1 pseudogene is annotated in these 804 nt (G+C 63.9%); it reads right to left on the bottom strand.

The features are described from left to right. Nucleotides 1-659 (bottom strand): annotated as a pseudogene (locus ACM9NP_RS23945) (hypothetical protein); the annotation flags it as partial. Nucleotides 660-804: the final 145 nt, after the last annotated feature.

Genomic DNA, 804 nt, shown 5'->3' with positions numbered 1-804 from the left:
CCCGGCAACCCACCCCACGCAATCGACAACCGCAGATACTCCACGAGCGTGATGTTCGGGTTCTCGGTGGAATTGCGCAGTACCGGGTCGATCACTGTCGACGGAAGGTCGATGTCCTGTGTCGATCCGCTGTAGTTGGCTTTGTGGATCTCGTCGGGTGCGAAACCGAACTGGAATGTCGGACGTTCCTCAGGCCAATCGTCGCCGTAGTCGTCGGAGTAACCCTCCCAGTCGTGCGCGAGCATGAAGACCGGTGGTGTCGACAGTGGATCTGGGAGGAGGGGAACTTGCTTACCGCGCTCGTGGTCGCTGTACCACAGTTTCAACGCCTCGCAGTCGCCCACGAAGTCCACCGAGCCGACGATGCGCATGCACGCGTCGAGGGCATAGGGAATCCCGCCGATTTCTTGCGACAGACGGTCCAGCTCGGCACAATCCTCGGTGCCCGGCGGAGCTGCGACGAGTTCGCCGCCCGAAAAACCGAGCTTGCCGTACGCCTCACCGAGGCGTTCGACATGCCGCCGGACCCGGCGCATGGTCTCGGCGGCGACGTCCGCGCAGTCCTCGGCCACCGCTTCGGGAATCGGGCCGAGCCGACGCAACTCGGCCCACACTGCCTCGTGCTCGCCGTTGCGGTAACGCGTGGCGAAGGAAGTCATGCATCTCCTTTATGTACCCGACTCGATGACATCGGCGCGGTCGGGAACCCGTCTCCTGCAGAGGGTTCCCGAACGAGCCGTACTGCGCACTGTAGGTCCGGCACGCCAGTTCTCCACACGAGAACCGCCCCACACCCTCCTCCCC

This window comes from Stackebrandtia soli (assembly GCF_965137155.1).
Taxonomy (GTDB): Bacteria; Actinomycetota; Actinomycetes; order Mycobacteriales; family Micromonosporaceae; genus Stackebrandtia; species Stackebrandtia soli.
This window is presented reverse-complemented; position numbering and strand designations above follow the sequence as displayed.